The sequence below is a fragment of the Pseudomonas sp. A014 genome (assembly GCF_052378495.1).
Taxonomy (GTDB): domain Bacteria; phylum Pseudomonadota; class Gammaproteobacteria; order Pseudomonadales; family Pseudomonadaceae; genus Aquipseudomonas; species Aquipseudomonas machongensis.
On the sequence record NZ_CP199001.1, the window covers coordinates 3566351 to 3583539 of the forward strand.

At 59.0% G+C, this 17189-nt stretch carries 14 protein-coding genes and 4 pseudogenes; 8 read left to right on the forward strand and 10 right to left on the reverse strand.

The genetic code is table 11. The features are described 5' to 3' along the window. Positions 1–890 precede the first annotated feature (890 nt). Positions 891–1625 (forward strand): SDR family NAD(P)-dependent oxidoreductase, encoded by a 735-nt coding sequence (locus ACTYOL_RS16335; RefSeq protein WP_444756634.1) that lies wholly within the window; start codon positions 891–893, stop codon positions 1623–1625. An 899-nt stretch (positions 1626–2524) separates the two neighbouring features. On the opposite strand, the pseudogene ACTYOL_RS16340 reads toward ACTYOL_RS16335, so the two are convergent. The 4 genes and pseudogenes from ACTYOL_RS16340 to ACTYOL_RS16355 form a co-directional block, all read right to left on the reverse strand. After that, positions 2525–2789, reverse strand: a pseudogene (locus tag ACTYOL_RS16340) (IS110 family transposase); the annotation flags it as partial. A 55-nt stretch (positions 2790–2844) separates the two neighbouring features. Beyond that, positions 2845–4386 (reverse strand): IS66 family transposase, encoded by a 1542-nt coding sequence (tnpC, locus tag ACTYOL_RS16345; protein ID WP_444756635.1) that lies wholly within the window; start codon positions 4384–4386, stop codon positions 2845–2847. Positions 4387–4404: 18 nt separating this feature from the next. After that, positions 4405–4764 carry an IS66 family insertion sequence element accessory protein TnpB gene (tnpB, locus tag ACTYOL_RS16350; RefSeq protein ID WP_230384521.1) on the reverse strand — a complete coding sequence of 120 codons (360 nt, stop codon included), beginning with the start codon at positions 4762–4764 and terminating at the stop codon, positions 4405–4407. A 114-nt stretch (positions 4765–4878) separates the two neighbouring features. After that, positions 4879–5307: pseudogene (locus ACTYOL_RS16355) on the reverse strand (thiamine pyrophosphate-dependent enzyme); the annotation flags it as partial. A gap of 245 nt (positions 5308–5552) precedes the next feature. Here ACTYOL_RS16355 and ACTYOL_RS16360 point away from each other — a divergent pair. Next, positions 5553–5933, forward strand: a complete 381-nt coding sequence (locus ACTYOL_RS16360) for a termination factor Rho (RefSeq protein ID WP_444758155.1) — start codon at positions 5553–5555, stop codon at positions 5931–5933. Positions 5934–5975: 42 nt separating this feature from the next. On the opposite strand, the gene ACTYOL_RS16365 is transcribed toward ACTYOL_RS16360, so the two are convergent. Next, a complete protein-coding gene (locus ACTYOL_RS16365; protein WP_444756636.1) occupies positions 5976–6500 on the reverse strand; it encodes a cupin domain-containing protein in 525 nt (174 codons plus the stop codon). A gap of 148 nt (positions 6501–6648) precedes the next feature. On the opposite strand from ACTYOL_RS16365, the gene ACTYOL_RS16370 reads away from it, so the two are divergent. The 3 genes and pseudogenes from ACTYOL_RS16370 (at position 6649) to ACTYOL_RS16380 (ending at position 9174) form a co-directional block, all read left to right on the forward strand. Then, entirely contained in the window at positions 6649–8436 is a 1788-nt protein-coding gene (locus tag ACTYOL_RS16370) for a thiamine pyrophosphate-requiring protein (protein WP_444756637.1), read from the forward strand. 99 nt (positions 8437–8535) lie between these two features. Further along, positions 8536–8986, forward strand: a pseudogene (locus tag ACTYOL_RS16375) ((2Fe-2S)-binding protein). Further along, positions 8983–9174 carry a hypothetical protein gene (locus ACTYOL_RS16380; RefSeq protein ID WP_444756638.1) on the forward strand — a complete coding sequence of 64 codons (192 nt, stop codon included), beginning with the start codon at positions 8983–8985 and terminating at the stop codon, positions 9172–9174. Before ACTYOL_RS16375 ends, ACTYOL_RS16380 begins: the two are co-directional and overlap by 4 nt. Positions 9175–9181: 7 nt before the next feature. Here the strand turns inward: ACTYOL_RS16380 and ACTYOL_RS16385 are convergent, their stop codons facing one another. From ACTYOL_RS16385 to ACTYOL_RS16400, 4 genes and pseudogenes are all read right to left on the reverse strand, one after another. Then, the gene (locus ACTYOL_RS16385; RefSeq protein WP_444756639.1) at positions 9182–10039 is read right to left on the reverse strand and encodes an aldo/keto reductase; all 858 of its coding nucleotides are present in this window, start codon (positions 10037–10039) and stop codon (positions 9182–9184) included. Between the two features lie 40 nt (positions 10040–10079). Beyond that, positions 10080–10241, reverse strand: a pseudogene (locus ACTYOL_RS16390) (aldehyde dehydrogenase family protein); the annotation flags it as partial. Between the two features lie 157 nt (positions 10242–10398). Further along, positions 10399–11391 carry a DMT family transporter gene (locus ACTYOL_RS16395; RefSeq protein WP_444756640.1) on the reverse strand — a complete coding sequence of 331 codons (993 nt, stop codon included), beginning with the start codon at positions 11389–11391 and terminating at the stop codon, positions 10399–10401. Between the two features lie 13 nt (positions 11392–11404). Next, positions 11405–12250: an oxidoreductase gene (locus ACTYOL_RS16400; RefSeq protein WP_444756641.1), complete on the reverse strand. Its 846-nt coding sequence runs from the start codon at positions 12248–12250 to the stop codon at positions 11405–11407. 234 nt (positions 12251–12484) lie between these two features. Between ACTYOL_RS16400 and ACTYOL_RS16405 the strand changes: the two genes are divergently transcribed. Beyond that, complete coding sequence (locus tag ACTYOL_RS16405; protein ID WP_444756642.1) at positions 12485–13027, forward strand: hypothetical protein; 543 nt, start codon at positions 12485–12487, stop codon at positions 13025–13027. 17 nt (positions 13028–13044) lie between these two features. After that, positions 13045–14754 (forward strand): ABC transporter ATP-binding protein, encoded by a 1710-nt coding sequence (locus tag ACTYOL_RS16410; RefSeq protein ID WP_444756643.1) that lies wholly within the window; start codon positions 13045–13047, stop codon positions 14752–14754. 73 nt (positions 14755–14827) lie between these two features. On the opposite strand, the gene ACTYOL_RS16415 is transcribed toward ACTYOL_RS16410, so the two are convergent. Then, a complete protein-coding gene (locus ACTYOL_RS16415; protein ID WP_444756644.1) occupies positions 14828–15754 on the reverse strand; it encodes a LysR family transcriptional regulator in 927 nt (308 codons plus the stop codon). A 396-nt stretch (positions 15755–16150) separates the two neighbouring features. Between ACTYOL_RS16415 and ACTYOL_RS16420 the strand changes: the two genes are divergently transcribed. Then, positions 16151–17179: an efflux RND transporter periplasmic adaptor subunit gene (locus ACTYOL_RS16420; protein ID WP_444756645.1), complete on the forward strand. Its 1029-nt coding sequence runs from the start codon at positions 16151–16153 to the stop codon at positions 17177–17179. The last annotated feature ends 10 nt before the right edge of the window (positions 17180–17189 follow it).

A 17189-nucleotide genomic window follows, 5' to 3' on the forward strand; every position in this document is an offset into this window, starting at 1 on the left:
CCATGACATTTCCGGACAGGCATACCATTTCTAAACGCTAACGTGCCCGCTGAACATACTGCAAATGGTTACGGGTGTGCTTTCCAGCCATCTCCGCTAGATGCACGTCGAGTAGCGTTTGGCCAGCGATTTATTCTGGAACATCACATCGCATGATGACCATAGAATCCGCCGACAGAAACTCAGCACGAACTAATCCTAGATACCAAAGTTACCCTAACACCAAACCCTGCGGCTCCTGCTGCTAGATCTTTCGTAAGCCCTACCAGTGCAAACTGCGTGCCGCATAAATCTTTCTCGAGCTGCATGATAATTTTCTGACAAGGCACAAAACCCTAACCTACTACAACACCAAATAGCAATACGCCACCACATCAAGCTACGCGCCATTGAATATCAGGACCTTTATGCACCATTTTGACAGAAATATACACCCAAGCCAGCAAGAACTGGCCGATAGTGTAAGCGCATACGTACGCTGGCAAATCACGGAAGAACCTTACTGGGCCGCACAAAATCACTCCTAAAGCTTCAACAAGGGCTTTTTATCAATTTCCGCCACAACACTAAGCACGGCTTTTTATGAAGCAAGCCCCCGTAATTTGGTAATCATGGGAGGCACGGATGGACAAAGCAAATAGCCAGCCTCAAGATAGGATCACCATTGCTGACATGAATCTATTCAATGATGAGCTGAGCCAACAAAGCAAAAAAACTTTCGTCGGACTCTGCTCGATGGGCCCTGAAAACTCAAAGATTCGTCCGTGCCGGCCTGCTGATCTATTGCGCCCTACTACATCTTGAAATTCATAAATATGGTCATCGAATTTGTTTTTACGATTTCTACACGAATTAGTCCTAGACACGAAATTAAAACAGGAGATTGATCTATGAGTTCCCTTAAAGGCAAGACAATTATCGTAACTGGCGCGGCCAACGGTATCGGTCTGGCGGAAGCCAATCTGCTTGCCCAATCAGGCGCCAATGTTGTATTCACCGATGTTGATGAAGCTAATGGCATTTCGGCGGCCAAAGCTTGGGGCACTCAGGGTATGTTCATTCGACATGATGTATCCTCATCGGCTGATTGGGAGCGAGTGGTTGCTGCTGCCATCACTCGCTTCGGTCGGCTGGATGGATTGATCAACAATGCAGGTATTTACCGACCAGGATCCTTGGAAGAAACATCTGAGGAAAACTTCGATAGTCAGGTTGCCATAAATCAAAAAGGTACCTTCTTCGGCATGAAGTACACAGCTGCCGAGATGAAGAAGACGGGCGGAGGCTCAATCGTAAATACGTCATCCATTTGTGGGATCCGTGGCTTTAGAGGATGCATTGCCTACAATGGTACGAAATGGGCAATCCGCGGACTAACTAAAACAGCTGCGGTAGAACTCGGCGAACATGGCATCCGGGTCAATGCAATTTTACCTGGGTTTGTCGACACTAAAATTCTGGCGGCTAACTCTCCTGAAATGAACCAGCAAGCAGCCAAAGACTCAGTCCTTAATCGGTTGGGCAGTCCTCAAGATATTGCATTGCTGGCACGCTATCTTGTCTCAGATGAAAGCTCCTTTGTAACGGGGTCAGACTTCTTGGCGGACGGCGGCTATACATTGTAGGGTGCTACGAAACCGTGGTCTGATCTCATACAAAGTGAGATCAGACCATTCTTAGCTCTAAACGATGTTCTGAGATCTGGCTCGCTGAACCGAGGCACCGACAACAGGAAGCGGTAAAGAATCCACTAAGATTCTTCTAGCAGGAGGCTACACCATGGTCTCTCCTCAAAGTACATATCATCCAATCGATGCAGCAATACGCTGGTGTGGCCTCACTGACCATCAGCAAGAAATTTTGGAGGTAGCTCTACCTCATCCAGATAACTTACTAACGCACTTCCCACAATGGCCATGTTTGCATGCATATATTGAGCGCATATACGATGCGATATTTTTTGGCGAATTACCAGCGACATACCTAGCGCATCAAGTGTTGCCACACGACACCATCGAACGTGCATATATCTCCGTTCGTCACTCCGATCTCCGTGTTTGGATATTACGGTACTACCCGGACGAAAAGCCGGATTTTCTTTTTACGAAGAACACTGATCACTCGCAATGCGTAAGCCTAGGAGCTTATCTAGGCCTCAAAGCAGATCGAGATGCAGCGGAGCGAGAGCTTGAAATGCTACGCCGGAGCGAATCTGCTCGCCTCAACGATGGGATGTCAAGAGTTCGCACAAATAGCCGTATACTGGACGAGACTCAAATGCCCGGTAAACAGCCTGAGCCACTCTCGGCCATACACTATACGATCATTGGAGCCCTACTCATGGTTGTATTAGGCAAGTCAAAAAATGGCCAAATCCAGTCGATCTATAAAAACCAGTCCGCAGTTGTTGAGGCCATTACTACACGATTCCCCGGCGTACCCGGTCTAAGTAAGCGGACCCTTGATCGGAAATTTGCTTACGCACGCCGTCATCTAAGCCAATTATTATAGACTTCACACAGAATGATTCACGCATCCGATGAGAAACAGAACGTGTTTGCTGCTTAGACTGTTTGGCGTCACAAAGCGCATGGAAAGTCGCAAGCGGCTTCGCATATGGCTTGAGCATCGACGAAGTCGTTTTTGTTGCTCTTGACAAAAGACTTAACGATCTGAGACGAAATCAGCTTGGCTTCATGCGCCATGACCATGAGTTCTCGAGCCAAACAGTGCAAGCCGGTACAGGCCTCCGTCACCACCGTGCGAGGGGAATGATTGGCCAGAGAGCGCATTATCTGCGTAAGCGATCCATGAACCCCACCTACCGCGAATAGGAAGTCGCAGTTACCGTGGCATCTCCGGCGAGCAGTTCCACGGCAGTAGCGCTTCATAGTCTGCTACAGACTGTGCGTGGGGCAGTCGCTCCAGTATGTGGCGCAGCCACGTATAAGGCTCTTGGCCGTTGATCTTTGCAGTCTCGACCAAGCTGTAGATCTGGGCACTGGCCGTGGCGCCTTTGGGCGTGTCGCTGAACAGCCAGGCCTTACGACCGATGACAAACGGCTTGATCGAGCGCTCAGCCAGATTGTTGTCGATTGGCAGATAACCAGCCTCGACGTAACGCACCAACCGGCTCCAGTTATTCGCCAGATAATTCACGGCCTTGCCCAGCACGCTTTGCGGCGTGACTTGGGACTGGGCCTTGTCCAACCAACTTTTCAACTGGCTCAGGACTGGCAAGGCTTGCGCCTGTCGCGCGACAAAACGCTGCTCGTCACTGGCATCTTTCAGTTCGCGCTCGATGCCATACAGCTTGTTGATCATCGTCAGTGCGACATCGGCCCGTCCGGTTTTGCCTTTAGGCTGCACTTTCTGAGCGTCGACGAATTTGCGCCGGGCATGCGCCATACACGCCAACCGTTCCACGCCAGGCTGCAGCGCCAACGCGTTATAGCCGGCGTAATCGTCCGTCATGACATACCCGCGATAACGTTCCAGCAGGCGCAACGGCACTTCCTGCGCCCGACTGGAGCTGTAGTCGAACAGCACGACTTTTCGGTCAGGCGGCCCGCTGACTTGCACCCACATCCAGGATTGGCTGGTCGGGTCTCGATCCGGTTCTTTCAGTACCTGGACACGGGTTTCATCGCAATGGACGACCGGACTTTCCAGCAATCGCTCACGCATCAGATTCAACAGCGGCTGGGCATGTTCGCTGCATTGGATAATCCAGCGCGCCAGTGTCTGTCGTGGAATGTCGATACCGTGCCGGCTCAGGACACTTTCAAAACGGTGCAGCGGCAAGCCATCGACATACTTGGTGGTCAGCAACATCGCCAACACGCTCGGGCTGGCCATGCTCTTCTCGATCAGTTGAGCCGGTTTGTCTGCCGTGATCGGGGCAACTTCACAACCCCGGCAGCCGTAGACCTTACGGACATGTTTGAGCACGCGGATCTGCATCGGCACGATATCCAGCTGCTCGCTGATTTCCTCACCGATCTCATGCTTGCGGCAACCGCATGCACAGGTCAGTTCGTGTTCAGGCAGTTTGTGGATGACTTCGATACGCGGCAGATCAGCCGAGAGTGGCTTGCGTTTTCCCCGGCGTGGCGCTGGTGTGACGACTTCTTCATCCGGCGTCTCCACCGTCAACAGAGGCTCGCTTTCTGCCTCGTTGAACATCGCCAGTTGCGGCGTGTTGGGGTCGATGGCCTGCTCGGACTTGCGGCCAAAAAGACGATCACGCAGCAACTTGATCTGTTCTTTCAGATCAACGATGTGGGTGGCGTAGGCTTTTTTGACTTCCTGCTCACGCGAGCGTGCTGCGTAAGCCTCAAGGAGCATTTGCTTGAGCAGGACAGGGTCATCGGGCATGGAATTCATGCCGAGGATTATACCGATTCAGGCGACGAAACGAGGGGTCAAAACCTGATGCGGACGATTGCGCCAGAGGTCGAAGCCGTCGAGTAGCCAGTTCAGCTCCTGAACAGTCAGGACAATGGCTTCGTCAGTGATGTCGGGCGAGGTTTTGAAGCGTTCGGATTCCAGGCGTTTGAGCCAGAGACAGAAACCGTTGCGCTCCCAATAGAGGATCTTCACGCGATTGCGCGGCTTGTTGAGGAACACGAAAAGAACCGGGTCGAACACGGCCACCTTGATATCCAGTTCAACCAAGGCTGCGAGGCCATCGATGGATTTTCGAAAGTCGACGGGCTTGGGGTAGAGATAGACTTTTTCGACTTTGGCGTCGGGGCGCATCATCGTCGGCAGGCTCCAGAAAGAAATCGGAAGCACAGCATCGGGGATCAGGTAAGCGCTTTGAATGTGGGGTTCATGGAGCGCTTACTTATCTGCTGCCTTGTGCATTTCTTACGAGACACGTCTTTCCAGCTCCTGGCTGTCCATCATGAAGCCACCGTCGCCGCATACCGAGATCACTGGGCGGTCCGGGCGCACCAAGTACGCGGCCAGGGCCGACGGCAGGCCGGCCCCCATGGTCGCCAGGGCGTTGTCCAGGGCGACGATGCCTTCGGACGGCAACGCACGACGGATGTCGGCGTCCAGACGCTGCGGTTAGACCGGGAAGCGGTCATCGTCTACACCTTCGGAGATCTGCGCTTCGTTGGCTTCACGGATCGCCATCAGGCTGGTGAAGTGCCAGTGTGAGGTTTCGGTCAGCGCTTCACTGATCTGCCACACGGCGTTAGCGATGTCGCCGATCACTTAGACCTTCGGGAAGGATGCGGCATCGACTTCGGCAGAACGGAAGCTGATGTGAATGACTTCGGCGCAGCCACGGGCCATGTTGCGGGCAACGCGCAACGGGAAACACAGGAGGCGACGGCACCGATACCAACTCTGCCTCCGCCGGTACTGGAGGTGCTAGCAGCGATGCAGCGTGGCGAGTGATAGCGGTGGCTCAACCGGTAGTGGATCAGGTGCAGGATCGGGCAGCTAGGTGGAATGGCCAACTGGCGGTGGATCTCCCGTTCATGGCCCGGCGTTTCAGTTTCGCCATTGATCAAGCAACTCACTCAGGAGTGAATGCCATTCCACGCGGTGATAAGGATAAGTATACGGACAAGCAGAAGCGCAAGGCCGAACACATCGAGCAATCGTACGAGGACAAGGGCGCGGGCAAGGACGAAGCCGAAGCGCGCGCCTGGGCCACCGTGAACAAACAATCGGGTGGTGGTGAAAAGCCGGGAGGCTCGGAGAGCAGCACCCCGTCGCGCGAGAAGAAGTCCGCACGCACGGATTCAGCCAAGCGCGCAGCTGAATCTCGCAAGGGGCATTCACGCACTTCGCGCGCGTCGCTGGAATCGCAAAGCAAGGAAAGCCTCATGAAAGAGGCGCGCAGCAAAGACATCAAGGGGCGTTCGAGCATGAACAAGGCCCAGTTGGTCGAAGCCCTGCAGAAACAGGGGTGATCGGAAAAAGTCGGTGCAGCGTAGGGCTCACTAACCTCACACTCAATGCCATTGCGTCATCAACATGCCCCGAATACCGCAGACCGGGTCTTGTTCAGGGCACGGCACCTGGGCGATGCGAGCGAGATTGCGCGGGTGTGCTGCTCTGTCGGGCCGCTGAATGTCGTAGTCTTCCTGCCCATGAGGATAGGCGCCGACCACCAGGAAGTTATCGCTGCACTCGATGCAGCGATGGCCCGTGCCTGCTGGCAGCACCAGCACATCACCCCGCTCCACGCTCACGCTCTGCCCGTATTCCCCGCCAAGCGTCAATCGGGCCCGCCCACAGGCAATCCCGAGTGCCTCGTGAGCGTTAGGGTGAAAGTGGTGATAGTCAAAAATCCCTGAGCGCCAGAGCGGGGTCCATTGGTGAGCCGCAAACAGCGCTTCGAACGCGCTGGCAGTGTCCCCCGACGGATCAAGTTTCAACCGGTAGAGCAGTACGGGAAAACGGCTGTTGGGGGTTGCGCCATCGTCCTCGAAATACAAGACCTGCACGTTGGCATTTTCCGTATTCATGCGCGTCATGATGCTTTTCCTTATCGAGTCATCGATACACCTTCGAACTCGCCGGCTGTTGCCGGGTTCCAGCCGGCAGGCCGCTGCGCATACCGTTGAAACTTTCCCGGCACGTGCCAAGTCCAGACGCCTATCGATAACAGAACGGGAGCAGGCAATGACCGGCACGGTAGGCGACTTTCTGGTGGAGCGTTTGTATCAATGGGGCGTACGGCGCATCTTCGGTTACCCCGGCGACGGTATCAATGGTGTATTCGGCGCGCTGAGCCGGGCCAACGGCAAGATTGAATTCATCCAGGCCCGCCATGAGGAAATGGCCGCCTTCATGGCCAGCGCCCATGCCAAATTCACTGGCGAGCTCGGTGTGTGCATCGCCACCTCCGGACCGGGCGCCTCGCACCTGCTTACCGGTCTGTACGATGCACGTATGGACCACCAGCCGGTGCTGGCCATCGTGGGTCAACAGGCCCGTGCGGCATTGGGTGGGCACTACCAGCAGGAGCTGGACCTGCTGTCGATGTTCAAGGACGTCGCCGGTGCGTTCGTCCAGCAGGCATCGACACCGGAGCAGGTGCGCCACCTGCTCGACCGTGCAGTGCGTACGGCCGTCGGCGAAAGCTGCGTGACCGCCATCATCCTCCCCAACGACCTTCAGGACCTACCCTACAACGAACCGCCCAGGGCCCACGGTACGGTGCATTCCGGCATTGGCTACAGCAAGCCCAAGGTGCTGCCATTCGATGAGGACCTGCAACGCGCCGCCGATGTGCTGAACGCCGGGCGCAAGGTCGCATTACTGGTGGGTGCCGGCGCACTGCAGGCGACAGAACAGGTCATTGCAATTTCCGAAAAGCTCGGCGCCGGGGTCGCCAAAGCGCTGCTGGGCAAGGCTGTGCTGCCAGACGACCTCCCCTGGGTCACCGGGTCGATCGGCCTGCTCGGCACCGAACCCAGTTATCAGCTGATGATCGAGTGCGACACCTTGCTGATGATCGGCTCCGGCTTTCCCTATTCCGAGTTTTTGCCCAAAGAAGGCCAGGCGCGTGGCGTGCAGATCGACCTGCAACCCGACATGCTCAGCCTGCGCTACCCGATGGAGGTCAACTTGGTCGGCGACGCCAGCGAAACATTGCGCGCACTGTTGCCGTTACTTGAGCACAAGACCGACCGGCGCTGGCGCGACAAGGTAGAGACCTGGCGTGCGCAATGGGACAAGACCGTGGCCAAGCGCGCCCTGGTCAAGGCCGACCCGATCAACCCGCAACGCGTGGTCCATGAGCTGTCCCCTCGCCTGCCCGACCACGCCATCATCACCAGCGACTCCGGCTCCTGTGCCAACTGGTTTGCCCGCGACCTGCAGATTCGCCAGGGGATGCGCTGCTCGTTGTCCGGCGGCCTGGCTTGCATGGGCGCAGCCGTGCCCTATGCAATTGCAGCCAAATTCGCCTACCCGCAACGGGCTGTGGTTGCTTTGGTGGGCGATGGGGCGATGCAGATGAACAACCTCGCCGAACTGATCACCGTGGCCAAATACTGGCAGCAGTGGGACAACCCCCACTGGATCTGTGCCGTGTTCAACAATGAGGACCTCAACCAGGTGACTTGGGAACAACGGGTCATGGAGGGCGACCCCAAGTTCGAAGCTTCGCAGTCGATCCCTGACGTGCCCTACCATTTGTTCGCCATTTCCATTGGTCTGCACGGTATCTACGTAGATCGCGAAGAGGACGTTGCCGCTGCGTGGGAGCGTGCGCTGGCTGCTGATCGGCCCGTACTGATCGAGTTCAAGACCGACCCGAACGTGCCGCCCCTGCCACCCCACATCAAGCTGGAGCAGGCGAAGAAGTTTGCCAGCACCTTGCTCAAGGGCGACCCCGACCAGGCGGGCATCATCGTGCAGACAGCCAAGCAGGTGCTCGGCGCGGTACTGCCTGGCAAGAAGTGATCGGCATCTCGGCGAGCCGGCTGAACGTTCAACCAGCCGGCCCGGTCGCACAACAGAGACGCAGCAGACTGCGCGAACCCTGACCGTGAGGACTTCACCATGAGCGCGATCTCTTCCAATGGGACTGAATCTCTGACCCTCAATGGTCAGCCCCGAACACTGCGGTGCATCCTTGGGTTACCTTGCTCGACCTGCTGCGTGAGCAATTGGACCTGGTCGGTACCAAGCCTACCTGACCCTGGCCATCATGTCCGACGGGGTCGACCTCGTGACCATCGAAGGGCTGGCCAGCGGCGACGTCCTGCACCCCATTCAGCACGCCTTCATGACCCACGATGCGCTTCAGTGCGGTTACTGCACCTCGGGGCAGATCTGCTCTGCAGTCGGGCTGGTTCACGAAGGGCGTGCAGACACCCGCGAGGCCATTCGTGAGCAGATGAGCGGCAATCTTTGCCGCTGTGGCGCCTATTGCAACATCGTCGCAGCAGTGAAAGAAGCCTTACCATTGATAACGGACGGGGCCCAGCCACAACGAGGGCAGAACCCATGACGCCCTTCAGCTACCACAAGCCCAACTCCGGCGGCGGCGTACTGATCGGTGCAAGGATGAGCAATGCCGACCTGGCCTTCGGTACCGTGATCAAGCTGCAACTGCAGCGCGATATGCAATTCACCGGCACAGCGAGGACTGGCTCCGCTGGAACGCATTGGGGCAACCGCCCGCACAGTCGTACCTGAAGGCACGTTAGACGGCCTGGCCAATGGCTCGGAACTCCTCATCAGACAGCGTAATCGCTGCTGCTGCGACGTTTTGTTCCAGATGTTCGACGCGAGCTGTTCCGGGGATCGGCAGTAATACGGGACTGCGCCGTAGAAGCCAGGCCAACGCGATCTGCCCCGGCGTCACCTGATGGCGCTGAGCGGCGTCGGCCAGCGAGGACCGGGACTGCGCCAGGAGACCTGCCGCTAGTGGATACCAGGGGATGAACCCGATGCCGTGGCTCTCACAGTATTCGAGCACGTCCTCGCTGCCGCGATCCACCAGGTTGTATCGATTCTGCACCGTCGCCACCTTAAAAAAGCCCTGCGTTGCTTCGAGATCGGCCACAGATACCTCGCTCAGTCCCGCGAATCGAATGATTCCCTCGTCGATCAACTGACTAACCGCGCCGAACTGCTCGTCGCGGGGAACGCGCGGATCGATCCTATGCAATTGCCACAGATCGATACGATCCACGCCGAGGTTCTGCAGGCTCTTGTGCGCCTGGCCGATCAGGTATTCAGGGCGCCCGTTGGGCGTCCATTGATCTGGCCCACTGCGTGTCAGGCCTGCTTTCGTCGCGACAAGCATGCCGTCGTAGGGGTGCAGCGCCTCGCGGATCAGTTCCTCAGACACGTCCGGGCCGTAGGAGTCGGCTGTGTCGATGAAGTTTGCGCCCAGTTCAGGCAGACGCCGCAGCACCCGCAGAGCTTCGCCACGGTCTGTGGGTGGCCCCCAAATGCCGCGGCCGGTGAGCCGCATCGCACCATAGCCGAGGCGGTTGATCTCGATGTCGCCGCCGATGCGAAAGGTGCCAGCGGCTGAGGCATTTATGTTGCTCATGGATGTTTCTCCTGTTTAGGAGGTGAATGAAATCGATGGCTCAGAATGGATAAGTGCGCGGCGTTTCCTGCACCGAAATCCATTGCTCGATAGTGAACTCGCCAATCACGCCCTGGGCACCGAAACGCCCCAGGCCCGAGTTCTTCTCGCCGCCGAACGGCATGTTTGCTAGGTCTACGGCCGTTAGGTCGTTGATATGAGTCGGCCTGCGCGACTTCGAGCAGGGTCTGCCCGGTATAGGGGGGCGATGTCACTCAGCACGGTACCAGCAGCGCCGGAGCACCAGCGGCCATCGATCAACAGCTCACCGAAACTGTACGGTGCTGGTGCTAAAGTGGTAGTGGGTACGGGAACGTTCATCATTGGCTCCTTGGAGTAGTCGCCGCCACGCCTTCGGCTGCGGCGGCTGGTGAGGAAGAGACCTGCACCGGAGTACGCAAGGCGACGAGCAACCCGCTGGTGACAATGCCCAGGCCCAACCATTGAGCCGCCGTCGGTAGCTCGCCGACCAGCGGAATACCTATCAGAATGGCGACAGCGGGCGCCAGCGCCGGGAACAGCGCAGCGCGCCCTGCACCGATCCGGTGGACGGCCTGGGCGAAGGCGAATAACGCGACGATGCCGGACAGCGCGCCCTGCACGAGGACCTGCTCGACCAGCATCGATGGCGACACCGAGGCCAGGCGCGCAGTGCCCTCAAACAGCAGGTAGATCGGCGAATACGCGACGGCGGACAGCAGCGATACGACTACCGTCGCGTCAAGCGCCGTGATCTTCCAGCGCCTCACCAGCACGGTGAACGTCGCGAACATGGCGCCCGCTGTGGCGAACATCAGGTCGCCGATCCATGCGAGCGAGCCGCCGGAGAAGATTGCCGGCCCGGCGATCGTTGCCAGACCGGCGACTAGCACCGCTAGCCCCAGAAGTCGCGACAGCTGCAGACGCTCGCCTAGCAGCCAGGCCGACAAAGCGATGCTGGCCAGCGTCAGCACGCCGAGCTGGATCACCGCGCCATGCGCGAGCGGCGCGTACAGGTAACCGCTGGCACTGATAAGGACGAATAAGGGTCCCGCCAGCAGCGCCATCACCACGCTGCGGCGCCATCCTATACCGCCGAGCGTCAATGGCGATCGGCGCAGCAGCACTGGCAACAGCAGCGGGCCGGCGGTTGCATACCGCAGGAACGCCAGGTCGCTGCCACGCAGCCCCTCGTCAATGCCGTGGCGAGAGACGGTCAGAAAACTGCCCCAGATGACAGCGGCGACCACGCCGAGCAGACCGACGCGGTGATGTCGCGCAAGCCTGGCCGGGTTAGTAGGTGTCTCAATCGGGTCCAGCTTGGCGTTGGGCATGCTGCAAGTACCCTTAGTGGAAGTCGGTGGACAAGGTGACGGCCTTCCACGCATCGATGTCCGCGCGCAGGTCCGCCAGCTTCTCCTCCACCAGACGCAGCGCGTCGGAGCCGAGCAACAGATGCGCCGGGGGATTCGGCGACTCGACCAACGCTAGGATGGCCGCAGCCGCCTTCGCAGGATCCCCCGGCTGGTTGCCGCTGCCATTCATACGCCGCGCACGCAGAGGATCCATCACCTCGTCGTAGTCGGGAATGGAGCGCGGCGCGCGAACCATTGAGCGTCCCGCCCAGTCCGTGCGGAACGCTCCCGGCTCTACGGCGGTCACGTGGATGCCGAGGTGCTTCACTTCCTTGCCGAGCGACTCGGACAAACCCTCCAAGGCAAACTTGCTGCTGTGGTAGTAGCCCAGGCCCGCGAAGGTGATCATCCCACCCATGGAAGTAATGTTGACGATGTGACCTCGGCGGCGACCGCGCATGTAAGGAAGCACCGCCCTGGCGACGGCGACGGCACCGAACACGTTGACATCGAACTGCCTTATCAGATCATCCAGACTGGATTCCTCGACCAGACCTTCGTGGCCGTAGCCGGCGTTGTTCACGAGAACGTCGATCGCCCCGACTTCCCGCTCGATCCAATCTACCGTCGGCTGCACCGCCTTGTAATCGGTGACGTCAAGTAATACCCCCTGAGTTTTACCGGGGGACAACGCCTGAAAAGCGGCGCGCTCGTCCTCCCTGCGCAAGGTGCCGACGACGCGATGGCCAGCGGCCAACGCTGCCTCGGCGATGGCGCGGCCGAAACCGGATGAAACGCCAGTAATGAAGAACAGGCGGGATGATTCGGAAGTGTTCACAGCAAGGCTCCTATTACAACGAGGGCCTCCACGTTATTTCCGCACTGACGTTGCGATAAGTAGTTCATTCGGCGAAGCCCTGTGAAGATAAACTTGGTAATCGCTATTGGTAAGCATCGCTTCAGAGGTCTTGCGCCGCTGCCGTCTTGCTAGACTCCGCCGCCGCGTCGAACATACATCGACACGCGGTCCGCGGTTCAAGACCCGCGTCGCCGTTCGGCGCACGGGCTTAGTTTGGGCAGCAAACATGCGAAGGAGCACTCGCTCCATGCACTCTGCTGCACCTTCATCCTCTGGGGCTGGTTCGCCGCTCTGCCTTTTTTAAATGCACCATTGGAGAGCCTCATGCCTCAAGCTTCAGGCACACTCTCAACCTCCGACTCAAAGCGCAGCAAATGCCCGATCCGGGGTGCCTTCAATCGCTGGCGCAACGCTCAGGAAGGCGTGTTCGATCTCCTGGCGCCGAAGGCGCACTGGATGATCGCCGACACCTCGCTGACCTTCGGCGGAACCCGCAGGGGCCTCGCCAAAGTCATCGTTCTGATCAACGCCCGCGTGTCACGTCCCGTGTCACCAAGCATGCGGCAGATCCCTGCCGCCAGTACCCACTTGGTGGAGCTGTTAGACGGCGAGACGGTCGCCAACGACGGTCGGCCCTCAGTAGATAACTACGCTAGGTTCATGCGCCTGGAGAACGGAGTTATCAATAATGCTATGGCATTCTTCGACGCCAAGACGCTGGGCGCACTGCCGCCCAGCGTCCAGCCGTCGCGATGACGGACAACGGAAGTTTCATGATAAGCGATCAACAAAGCGGGGCTCAAAGCGCATCGCCCGGCTATCGTCAGGTGTTAGCCTTCGTCACAAGGCTGTGGCTGCGCCAGCGCGGACGCTTCGCGCTAGGCGTGACATTGACCCTGACCGCTACCGGCTTCGATCTGAGCCTGCCATGGGCAGCCTCGCAGCTGGTTGACGCCGTTGCTCAAAACATGGATTCCCACACGGTCTGGAAGGACTGGTGGATGCTGCTGGCGGTATTCGCAGGCTTTACTATCAGCCGGAATCTGGCCCATCGCCTGTGGATACCGCTGGCAGCGCGCAACATGCAGACGGTTCTACTGGAGAGCTTTGATCACGTGCTGGCAGCCCCGCTCGCCTGGCATACGACACAACCCTCCGGCGCCATCGCGCGTCGGCTGCGTCGCGCGATGGACGGCTACGATGCGGTAACCGACGCGGCGACGATCCACGTCGTGCCGGCTTTGCTGGTCCTCCTGGGAATCATCGCGATGGTCGGTTGGCGCGAGCCGGCAGCGGGCATCTTGGCGCTTCTCGTGACCAGCGCATACATCACCGGAAACTTGGTGGCAGGTACACGCTGGATTCGCCCCGTAGGCCTGAAGGCGAATGCCACCGATGCAGCGATGGGCGGATTGGCGGCCGAGGTACTGGCCGCCGCCTCTACGGTGAAGGGTTATGTTGCGGAAGCGCGTGAACGTCAGTTAATGGCCGACATGGCAAGCGCCTGGGGTGCTTCGATGAGCTTGATGTGGCGGCGCTTCGTTGACCTCGGGCTCGTGCAGAACCTGCTGCTGTTGACTTTGCTGGCAACCTTAAGCGGGACGGCGCTGAGCGCGTGGACACAAGGCCGGGCCGGCACAGGAGAAGTCGCGTTTGCAGTGACGTCGTTCCTGCTAATGAGCGGCTATCTGCGCGGGTTCGGTGATAACCTTCGCGCCCTGCAAAGGGGGCTTGAAGATACGTCCGACGCGCTGGCCTTCGCCCGCCTACCTCAAGAACACAATAGGGATGAGCCTGTCCAAGAAGGCTGCAACTGGCTTGGGGCGGTTACCTTTGAGGGTGTGGACTTCGCCTACCCCGAGGCAGACACGCCCATATTGAAAGGCTTCAAGCTACATGTACGTCCCGGCGAGACTGTGGCCATCACCGGTGCCAGCGGTGTCGGCAAGTCTACACTTGCGCGCCTGCTGCAGCGTTTCCACACTCCGCATGATGGCCGCATCACGCTCGACGGACAGGACATCGCGACGCTCCCGCTACCGATGCTGCGTCGCGCGGTGACCGTAGTGGCGCAAGAACCCGCGCTGTTGAATCGCTCCATTCGCGATAACATCGCCTACTCCCGCCCCCAGGCGAGCGAAGAGGAGATCGTCGCCGCCGCTCTTGCTGCCTGTGCACACGAATTCATCGTGCAGCTCCCATATAGCTATAACACTCTAGTTGGCGAACACGGTGCGAGGCTTTCCGGCGGTCAATGCCAACGCATTGCCCTGGCGCGTGCATTGCTCGTCGATGCGCCGGTGCTCGTACTTGATGAAGCTACGTCCGCGCTGGATCAGGAAACCGAGTCGCGTGTGCTATCCAGCATCGCGGGAATTCGGCCGCAGCAAACACGCATCGTTATCGCTCATCGACCCGCGGCGATGCTGGCAGCCGATCGTGTGCTTTGGTTGCAGGATGGACGAGCGGTACGAAGGGATTAGCCCACGAGCAGTATCAGAACGTAGTCTTTCCCACACGGGACGACTCCAGGAACGAGTCGCATGCCAGCGCCTGCTAGAGCACTAGGTTGCCGGTCCGCACGGGCATGTCGCGCTCCGCACGCAGGAAGTCGATCAATGCACGCAGCTTGGCCGGCACGCGGCGTCGATCTGGATAGTACAGGTGCAGCGACGGAATCTCGGGGCTCCACTCGGTCAGCAATCGCACTAGGCGGCCGTTCTCGACGAACGGCTCGATGTAGCCGTTGATCATGTTAGCGATCCCCAGCCCATCGAGCGCGGAGCGCACAAGAATTTCGGAATCGTTGACGGTGAGGCGACCGCTCACAACAAGATCGATCTTCTCGTCGCCGCGAACGAACTCCCAGCGTTCGAGCATTCCCGTTGTGATGTGACGGAAGTTGATACAGTCGTGGTCGCGCAGATCGTAGGGGTGCTCAGGCACGCCATGACGCTCAAGATAATCCGGCGAACATATGATGTGTGTGCTCATCAGCGGACCGACGCGCACGGCCACCATGTCCTTTTCGACTAGTTGGCCGAAGCGGATGCCGGCGTCGTATCCCTGGGAGACAATATCGACCAGCAGATTCTCGACCCGTATCTCGACGTTTATGTCAGGGTACTTATCCATGAAGCGGCGCAGCATCGGCTGCAGCACGATCAGGTGTCCCGCGCGCGGCACGTTTATGCGCAGTTGGCCGGACGGATACTCGGACTCGCGACCAACCTCAGCGGAGGCGGCAATCAATTGTTCCACCGCCGGCTGAACCAGCTCTAGATAACGCTCGCCATCCTCCGTCAAGCTGGTGCTACGGGTGGTGCGGTTGAAGAGCGCCCGTCCGAGCCGTTCCTCCAGAGTACGAACAGCCTGGCTGACTGCAGAAGTCGAAACACCGAGCTTCACGCCGGCAGAGGTAAAGCCCTTCATCTCGGCAACCGTGATAAAGGCAATCAGTCCATCTAGTTGATCCTGGCGCATGTTTTCTCTCCATAGAGGGAGGCTGCGCACAAATTGTTCAGCCCAGCTTCATAAGTTATCACGATGAGCCGCTCGCGTATTGTTTAGAACCGCTTCACAGTGCTTCGCGGGTTTACCTGTTTATCGCTGCGCGAGTTGCGGGAGATAAAGACATGGTTGCTGATACCAGTCATTTTCCCGGCGAGCGTTATGCATAATCAATCCACCTCCAACACTGGAGACAGCGTACCGATCACAGGCACGCCCTCCCCTATGCGCCAGCGTGGCGTACGGATGCTCATCGCATCACTGACAGCAGGTGGCGTCGTGATCGTCTCACTGCTTCTACTGTTCCAAACCTCGCGAACGCAGCCGGCTCAGACGCCCACTGTGGACAATGCAATTCCGGCACAGGTAATGACCTTGCAATCCGTAGAGTCCGATCTATGGCGCGACTACCCAGGTCGCTTCGAGGCGGTCGAGGCCGTGCAGGTGCGCGCGCGAGTTTCGGGTGCGGTGAAGGAGATCCACTTCGAGGAAGGCGCGCTGATCAATATGGGCGAGCCGCTGCTGGTCATCGACCCAGCGCCCTACCAAGCCGAGGTCGAGCGCATGCGTGCGCAACTAGCGGCGACGGAGGCACGACGCATCTATACCCAACGCGACAGCGAACGCGCGGAGAGGCTATGGCAGGTACGCGCCGTGTCCGAGCGTGACCGCGACAGCGCGGTGAACGCGACACGTGAAGCGCAGGCGCAACTGGGCATGGCACGTGCAGAGCTTCATGCCGCGGAATTGAACCTCAGCTATACCCAGGTCCGAGCCCCAATCGCCGGACGGGTCGGTCGCCGCGAGATCACGGTGGGCAATCTCGTCGATGCCGGACCGTCAGCGCCGGTCCTGACCACGCTGTTGTCGGTCGATCCGATCTACGCCAGCTTCGAGGTGGACGAAGATTCGGTCCGCGATGCCCTGGCCAGCATAGGCGGCGACCGCAGCCGCCTCAGCAACGTGCCAGTGCTGGCGGAGGTTAACGGCACGGGCGCCAGCATCGCCGGTCGCCTGCAACTGATCGACAATCAGGTGAACAGCATGACCGGCACCGTGAGGATGCGTGCTCGCTTTAGCAATCCCGATGGAGCGCTGACGCCGGGTCAGTTCGCGCGCATCCGCATGGGCAGCGCACGACGCGAACGGGTTTTGCTGGTACCGGAAGGGGCGGTCGGCACCGATCAGAATCGCCGCTACGTGCTGGTGCTGGGGGAGGACGACCGAGCCACCTATCGCGAGGTAACCATCGGCGCCTCTGTTGACGGTCAGCGCGTGATCACCACCGGCCTGCAGGGCGGCGAGCGTATCGTCATCGGTAATCTGCAACGGGTGCGTCCAGGTACCCAGGTAGCGCCGCAGCCTGTACAGGTCGCCGCGCTGGCCGCCAATCCTTGAGGACACGGAG

What these genes read in the sequence shown, in the direction of transcription:
- ACTYOL_RS16415 (WP_444756644.1), bottom strand. Translation starts at nt 15,754, where the DNA reads ATGCGCCAGGATCAACTAGATGGACTGATTGCCTTTATCACGGTTGCC.
- ACTYOL_RS16420 (WP_444756645.1), top strand. Translation starts at nt 16,151, where the DNA reads ATGACCTTGCAATCCGTAGAGTCCGATCTATGGCGCGACTACCCAGGT.
- ACTYOL_RS16385 (WP_444756639.1), bottom strand. Translation starts at nt 10,039, where the DNA reads ATGAGCAACATAAATGCCTCAGCCGCTGGCACCTTTCGCATCGGCGGC.
- ACTYOL_RS16380 (WP_444756638.1), top strand. Translation starts at nt 8,983, where the DNA reads ATGACGCCCTTCAGCTACCACAAGCCCAACTCCGGCGGCGGCGTACTG.
- tnpB (WP_230384521.1), bottom strand. Translation starts at nt 4,764, where the DNA reads ATGATGCGCCCCGACGCCAAAGTCGAAAAAGTCTATCTCTACCCCAAG.
- ACTYOL_RS16335 (WP_444756634.1), top strand. Translation starts at nt 891, where the DNA reads ATGAGTTCCCTTAAAGGCAAGACAATTATCGTAACTGGCGCGGCCAAC.
- ACTYOL_RS16370 (WP_444756637.1), top strand. Translation starts at nt 6,649, where the DNA reads ATGACCGGCACGGTAGGCGACTTTCTGGTGGAGCGTTTGTATCAATGG.
- ACTYOL_RS16395 (WP_444756640.1), bottom strand. Translation starts at nt 11,391, where the DNA reads ATGCCCAACGCCAAGCTGGACCCGATTGAGACACCTACTAACCCGGCC.
- tnpC (WP_444756635.1), bottom strand. Translation starts at nt 4,386, where the DNA reads ATGAATTCCATGCCCGATGACCCTGTCCTGCTCAAGCAAATGCTCCTT.
- ACTYOL_RS16410 (WP_444756643.1), top strand. Translation starts at nt 13,045, where the DNA reads ATGATAAGCGATCAACAAAGCGGGGCTCAAAGCGCATCGCCCGGCTAT.
- ACTYOL_RS16365 (WP_444756636.1), bottom strand. Translation starts at nt 6,500, where the DNA reads ATGACGCGCATGAATACGGAAAATGCCAACGTGCAGGTCTTGTATTTC.